Source organism: Nostoc sp. (assembly GCF_036917455.1).
Classification (GTDB): domain Bacteria; phylum Cyanobacteriota; class Cyanobacteriia; order Cyanobacteriales; family Nostocaceae; genus Nostoc.
Window position 1 is genome coordinate 95,161 of sequence record NZ_JBALDK010000062.1, and the last position, 6,831, is coordinate 101,991.

At 43.5% G+C, this 6,831-nt stretch carries 5 protein-coding genes; 3 read left to right on the forward strand and 2 right to left on the reverse strand.

Annotated elements, in window-relative coordinates; genetic code table 11:
• Positions 1 to 151: 151 nt before the first annotated feature.
• Entirely contained in the window at positions 152 to 3,418 is a 3,267-nt protein-coding gene (gene carB / locus V7K42_RS07360; RefSeq protein WP_334914895.1) for a carbamoyl-phosphate synthase large subunit, read from the reverse strand.
• A gap of 874 nt (positions 3,419 to 4,292) precedes the next feature.
• Complete coding sequence (locus tag V7K42_RS07365; protein WP_292866553.1) at positions 4,293 to 4,847, reverse strand: Dps family protein; 555 nt, start codon at positions 4,845 to 4,847, stop codon at positions 4,293 to 4,295.
• Positions 4,848 to 5,290: 443 nt separating this feature from the next.
• Here V7K42_RS07365 and V7K42_RS07370 point away from each other — a divergent pair, with 443 nt between their 5' ends.
• The 3 genes from V7K42_RS07370 (at position 5,291) to V7K42_RS07380 (ending at position 6,763) form a co-directional block, all read left to right on the forward strand.
• Positions 5,291 to 5,536, forward strand: coding sequence for an Asr1405/Asl0597 family protein (locus V7K42_RS07370; protein WP_334886955.1), 246 nt, complete (start codon positions 5,291 to 5,293; stop codon positions 5,534 to 5,536).
• Between the two features lie 75 nt (positions 5,537 to 5,611).
• The gene (locus V7K42_RS07375) at positions 5,612 to 6,280 is read left to right on the forward strand and encodes a (2Fe-2S) ferredoxin domain-containing protein (protein WP_334914897.1); all 669 of its coding nucleotides are present in this window, start codon (positions 5,612 to 5,614) and stop codon (positions 6,278 to 6,280) included.
• Positions 6,281 to 6,628: 348 nt separating this feature from the next.
• Positions 6,629 to 6,763 (forward strand): hypothetical protein, encoded by a 135-nt coding sequence (locus V7K42_RS07380; RefSeq protein ID WP_334914898.1) that lies wholly within the window; start codon positions 6,629 to 6,631, stop codon positions 6,761 to 6,763.
• The last annotated feature ends 68 nt before the right edge of the window (positions 6,764 to 6,831 follow it).

Genomic DNA, 6,831 nt, shown 5'->3' on the forward strand with positions numbered 1-6,831 from the left:
ATTCTCTTATAACAATTGCTTAATTTTCTTGGGGATTGGGGATTGGGGACTGGGGACTGGGGACTGGGGACTGGGGACTGGGGACTGGGGATTGGGGATTGGTTTTCTCCCCTGCTCCCCTGCTCCCCCTGCTCCCCCTGCTCCCTACTCCCTACTCCCTCATAATCGGGCAGTACTCTTGAATGGTTTTTACGTCCAAAGTTGTATTTTGTAAAGAACGGATAGCGGCGACGGTAGCTTTTGCGCCAGCAATGGTGGTTATAATGGGGATTTTGTAAGCTAAGGCTGTGCGGCGGATTAACCTAGCATCAGTCTGGGCTTCTTCTCCGGAAGGCGTGTTGATAATAAGTTGGATTTTTTTGTTTTTGATTGCATCTAGGACGTGGGGACGGCCTTCATGAAGTTTAAGCACTAATTCAATATTTAACCCCTGTTCGAGAAGAACTTGGCGTGTACCAAGGGTAGCCATCACTGTAAAGCCCAAATCGATAAATTCCTTCACCACAGCACCAGCGGCAGCTTTATCGCGATCGCTCATTGATACAAATACAGTTCCAGTCAGTGGTAAACGCTCCCCGGCTCCCAGTTCCGCTTTGGCAAAGGCTCGGCCAAAGTCGGTGTCAATCCCCATCACTTCACCAGTCGATCTCATTTCTGGGCCCAATATTGTATCAGTTCCTGGGAATTTATTAAAGGGTAATACTGCTTCTTTTACTGCAATATGTGTGGGAATAACTTCCTCGGTGAAATGTAGCTCCTCTAAGGTTTTACCCGACATAATTAAGGATGCTAATTTCGCTAACTGTATGCCTGTTGCTTTAGATACAAAAGGCACTGTACGGGAAGCACGGGGGTTTGCTTCCAAAATGTAAACTTGGGGAGAATAGGTGCTTGCACCGACAACGGCAAATTGAATATTCATCAATCCCACGACTGACAGCGCTTGTGCTAGCTGTACCGTCCAAGTACGAATTTGATTGAGAACTGCTGGTGATAGGGAGATGGAGGGTAAGGAACAAGCAGAATCACCTGAGTGAATCCCCGCTTGCTCAATGTGTTCCATAATGCCACCAATCACTACCCGCCCTGTACGATCGGCGATCGCATCGACATCGACTTCGATGGCATTTTCCAAAAACTTATCAATCAAAATCGGATGTTCTGGTTCTATGAGTACTGCAAAACTCATGTAGCGTTCCAACTCAGTATCAGAATAGACGATTTCCATCGCCCGCCCCCCTAATACATAGCTAGGGCGCACCACCACTGGATAGCCGATGCGTTTGGCGACAATCAACGCATCTTCGTAACTCCGCGCAATTCCATTCGGCGGTTGGGCAATATTCAACTGTTGGAGAATCTTTTCAAACCGTTCCCGGTTTTCCGCCATGTCGATGGAATCTGGTGATGTCCCCCAAATTTTAGTCAGCAGTCCTGAAGTGTCATTGTTAAGAAACTCTTGTAATGGGATAGCCAGCTTTAGCGGTGTTTGTCCGCCAAATTGGATTATTATCCCCACTGGATTTTCAGTTTCGATGATGTTAAGGACATCTTCTTTTGTTAAAGGCTCAAAGTAAAGGCGATCGCTGGTATCGTAGTCTGTCGAAACTGTCTCTGGGTTTGAGTTGACCATAATCGTCTCATACCCCGCGTCTTTTAAGGCATAGGCGGCGTGACAACAACAATAATCAAACTCAATTCCCTGACCAATGCGGTTAGGGCCACCACCCAAAATCAATACTTTGGGCTTGGTTGCGGGCATTACCTCTGTTTCTTCTTCGTAGGTAGAGTAATAGTAGGGGGTAAAGGCTTCAAACTCAGCAGCGCAGGTATCCACAGTTTTGTAAACTGGGATAATTTCTAGTGACTTGCGGTAAGCGCGAACTTCGTCTTCGGTGGTTTTGGTCGCATAAGCAATTTGGCGATCGCTATATCCATCCCGTTTCACTTCATAAAGTTGCTCTTTTGTCAATTGCTGTAATGGTGTCCGCTTCAGGAATTTCTCGACATCTAGGAGTTGCTGAAATTTATCTAAAAACCACGGATCGATACCAGTTAGTTCGTAGATTTCCTCAGCACTAATCCCTAGTTGTAAGGCATGACGCACAGAGAAAATGCGATCGGGGTTAGGTGTCCGCAGTTGGGCGCGGATTTGTTCGCCACTGGGTAATTTCTCAGCTTGGTCGCAACCCCAACCAGCGCGTCCGGTTTCGAGCGATCGCAGTGCCTTTTGGAAAGATTCGTTGAAAGTCCGTCCAATTGCCATTGCTTCCCCGACAGACTTCATTTGAGTTGTCAGCACTGGGTCGGAACCAGGGAACTTTTCAAAGGCGAAGCGGGGAATTTTTGTCACCACATAGTCAATTGTCGGCTCAAAGGAGGCGGGAGTTTTCTTGGTGATGTCATTTTTAATTTCATCCAAGGTGTAGCCCACAGCCAGCTTTGCTGCCATTTTAGCGATGGGAAAACCTGTAGCTTTGGAAGACAAAGCCGAACTGCGGGAAACGCGGGGATTCATCTCAATTACGACGACATCGCCATTAACCGGATTAACAGCAAATTGAATATTAGAACCCCCAGTTTCCACACCTATCTCGCGGATGATTTTAATTGCCATATCCCGCAGCCTTTGATATTCTTTATCAGTTAGGGTTTGCGCAGGAGCAACGGTTATAGAATCCCCGGTGTGAATGCCCATCGGGTCAAGGTTTTCGATGGAACAGATAATCACCACGTTATCTGCTAGGTCACGCATCACTTCGAGTTCATATTCTTTCCAGCCGAGTAAGGACTGGTCAATAAGAATTTGCGAAACAGGGCTGGCATCTATACCTACCTGTGCCATTTCTTCAAATTCTTCTTGGTTGTAAGCAATACCGCCGCCACTTCCACCCATTGTGAAAGCTGGACGAATAATTAGGGGATAAGTACCAATTTGACGAGCAACAGCTTTAGCTTCTTCCAAAGATTCGGCTGTGTCGCTGGGACACACAGCTACCCCAATCCTGGCCATTGCTTCACCAAAAAGTTTTCGATCTTCGGCTTTTTCGATCGCTGGTAGTTTAGCGCCGATTAACTCAACGCCATACTTTTCCAACACGCCATTTTTGGCTAAAGCAACGGCGAGGTTGAGGGCGGTTTGTCCTCCCATCGTTGGTAGTAAAGCATCAGGGCGTTCTTTCTCAATGACTTTTTCGACCAATTCTGGAGTTAACGGCTCAATGTAAGTGCGATCGGCCGTTTCCGGGTCAGTCATAATCGTTGCAGGATTGGAGTTGACCAAAACCACTTCATAGCCTTCTTCTCGCAGCGCTTTACAGGCTTGAGTGCCAGAGTAGTCAAACTCACAGGCTTGTCCAATCACAATTGGGCCAGAGCCTAACAGTAGAATCTTCCGGAGGTCATCACGGCGGGGCATAGTCGTTGCCTTGGAGTATGAGAATACAAATCCTGATTATTTTAAGGGTCTTTACACCCTGTCGTGCTTTTTATTATTAAGTTTTCTAGGTTTGATGACAGAAAGGGGATTAGGTACTGGGCCCGCATTTTTCACAAGCTTGAAGGGAAAGATGGGCAGGGGGGCAGAGGGGAAAGAACTTGGTATTTGAACTCTCCCCTGCTTCCCTGCTCCTCTGCTCCCGGGAGCAACGCGAAAAAGTGAGATCCTCGTGAAAAGAGCTCTTGAGGCAGGGGGAGCAGGGGGAGTGAAGAGAAAACTTTAGTATTTTTTACGACTTTTATAGCTATAAATACACTTATTTCTTTCTCTTCCTCTGCCTCCCCTGCATCCCCTGCATCCCCTGCTCACAAAATCGCATTGCTCCCCTACTCCCCTACTCCCCTACTCAAGCGTAGGCTTAATCGAGATGTGGTGAGAAATCCGGGTGGGGACTGTGGGAGAGTCTTTAAGTAAGTATTTCCCCAATTCCCAATACCTAATTCCCTATAAATATTTTGTATTTCCAATTTTATTTAATTGTGATGCTCAAATTTTTAAAGCTTTTGCGAATCTTTATTATTTAATTTGATGAAACTTTGCAACAACTTGTCATTTTTTGTGGAATATATTTGTCTGCTTATTCAGAATAAATAAATTTCTTAGATAAAAATATTTATTAACTAGCTAATTGCTAAATATTATCAACGTTAAATATGATGAGAATATGTTTACTTAAATTAAAAATGGCAGAGAACTAAGGATACCATTCTCTGCCATTTTTTATAATATTTTAAGACTTCGTGCGGCCAACTTTTGCTTTTAGTCTAGTAGACAAATCTAGATTAGGAGAGTTTTAGCTTTGAGCAGCTTGGACAAACCCTAAAGTTAAGCTGTCTTTAGCGAGGAAGTGAGACAAATGATAAGCGCGTTCTTCAGTTTTTAACAAAATCTTTTCGTACAGATAGCGTGTACCCCGATCGCCTAAACTCTCTGCCTGAGCAGCTTGACGACGAATTACGCCAATGATTGCTTGTTCGGCAGCTAGGTCATTTTCCACCATTTGGCGAGAGGAATACACGCCTTCAGATTCTTGCTCAAAACAGGTTAATTCTGCTAGCTTGCTAAAGGTAGCTACTGGCACACCACCCAGTCCATCCAGACGTTCTCCAATTTCATGAACGTGGTCTTGTACTTGGTTGTAGCTTTCATTAAAAAACTCATGCAGAGAGTAAAATTCTGAGCCTTCAACTACAAAATGATGTTTTTGGTACTGCAAGTACAGTGCTTGGAAACTAGCTAATATGACGTTGAATCCTTCTGTAACTGGAGCAGTTACGCTGTGATCCAGCAAAACAGGATTGTCATATACATGACCAAAATTCCGTAACAAAGTTTGCGTTTCTGACATTGTGTTCCTCTCTTTTTAACAGTTATGGATTTTAACTGCTTATTCTCAACATATTAACATTTTAATAATAATATCAAGCCAATCCGCCATCACAATATTTTGTATTCTTGCTTACTAAAATTCTCAAGTTTATTGTTTGCTGGATGGTGGTACGCTCATCAAGTTCTATCTACGTACCCAGAAACGTTGATATAAAGATTTAACTATGGATATAGCCTGAAAGCTGAGTGGGGAAGAAATAGGGCAACCGAAAGCAGAGGATCTTTTCCCATAGTCAATGCCCCATTCCCCATCCACATTTTATTTTTTTCATAAAATTAATGAGAATTGTTTGCACTTAATGTATGCTGGTTTTAAGAGGTTACACTCCTGAAACTTTCAATAACCAGAAAGTTAAATCGCGGTAGTTACTGCAAGTTTGTTGCACTTTGAGGGCAATTCTCTTGAAATCGTTTAGTTCAGAAATAGAAAGCAACCACCTTGTAGAGGTAAATTGGGCAGATCGCTGGCAAGTCTATCAACGCCTAAAGGAGTTAGACATTCCCTGTAGTTGTACAACTAACCAGCCATTGAAAGTTGAAATTGGCTCTCCGATGACAGCTGTTCAACTGTGGAGTGTGATCCGGCGATTAACAGCCTCCCGTCAAGACCAGATTTGGACTCTTGAGTGCTGTTGGAAAAATCGCTAACAAGAGTTCTAATTTTTAGCTGCTGAGAAAATCTTGCTTGATAGCTTGTACTTAGTTAAAAAGAGGTCAAAAAAAATGGGTGCGTCTCACAGTATGGAAGGATCGGAATTTTGTCTTGAAGGCAGATTTATAAATTTTGTTATTAAAGATGGCTATAAGCTTAAAGGCTTAATACTGGGGACTCATGAGGGTGAGTCTTACATTAAATTAGCTAAACATTTACGGGCTGCTTTTGACTTGCGCTTACCACCAGGGACTTGGCTGCAAGTTGTTGGTTATAAAAAACATGATTTGAAAGATGGCACTGTCACACTGAAAGCTGAACGGGTGATGGCGGCGCGTTCTGAGATGGGGAGAGTTGAAACGATCGCACCAGTCCAAGAACCCCCATTGAGCGATAATGTCAAGGTCAAGCCAGCTAAGGCTAAAGCCACGATTTTGGTCTGTCAAAAGTCTGATTGTATGAAACGCGGTGGTAAAGCAGTTTGTCAGGCGTTGGAGGCGGCTTTAAGCGATCGCGGTTTAGAAGATCAAGTTACAATCAAGGGCACTGGTTGTATGAAGAACTGTAAAGCTGGACCAAACCTAGTTATGCCAGATAAAACACGCCATAGCCGAATTCAAGCTACACAAGTTCCGGCATTGATGGATAAGCATTTTGGTGACAAGAGTTTAGAAGCACAGCCAGAGAATTTAAGAGAAGTGGTAATATTTAATAGCAAAATTTGGGGGAATAATTCATAAAATCTTGACATTTTAATGAGAAAGTTTAATAATATCTTCTCAAGTGTGTTCCGTTAATGCTCGGCTCCAAAGTCTGATAGAAGTTTTCAATAAAATCAAAAAACTGGCTTTAATTGAGGCCAGTTTTTTGAATGAATAGGATTTTTATGAAGCAATTTTTAACCCCGATGCTTCCATAATTTGGAAAAGTTTAAGGGAATGTGGTTGATTGGTGAGTACGTAGACGCAAAGAAACTTGTTGTTAGACATCGTTTACAGTTGAAGCGTCAATCATCAATCACTTAAAAACCAATGCCACATACCACTCAGCGGATATACATCGTTTTTTTGACCTTTTCCACGATAGTCATGGTTTTTCTATTCCGTCATGACTGGAATCGCCTCGCTAAACTCTACCGCACCAAAGAAGCGCCGCCACAAAACTTCTCCCGAATGCAAAACGGTTCTGTGGGTTTGGTCATTGGTGACAAGTTAAGGCAGTAAATCTTTTGTCAAGAGGCTTTCAGAGAATTGTGGAAAAAAAACTGGTCAGACCCTCGTTGAAGATCGGG

Coding starts and splice junctions, on each gene's coding strand:
- V7K42_RS07380 (WP_334914898.1), top strand. CDS start 6,629: ATGGTTTTTCTATTCCGTCATGACTGGAATCGCCTCGCTAAACTCTAC.
- carB (WP_334914895.1), bottom strand. CDS start 3,418: ATGCCCCGCCGTGATGACCTCCGGAAGATTCTACTGTTAGGCTCTGGC.
- V7K42_RS07365 (WP_292866553.1), bottom strand. CDS start 4,847: ATGTCAGAAACGCAAACTTTGTTACGGAATTTTGGTCATGTATATGAC.
- V7K42_RS07375 (WP_334914897.1), top strand. CDS start 5,612: ATGGGTGCGTCTCACAGTATGGAAGGATCGGAATTTTGTCTTGAAGGC.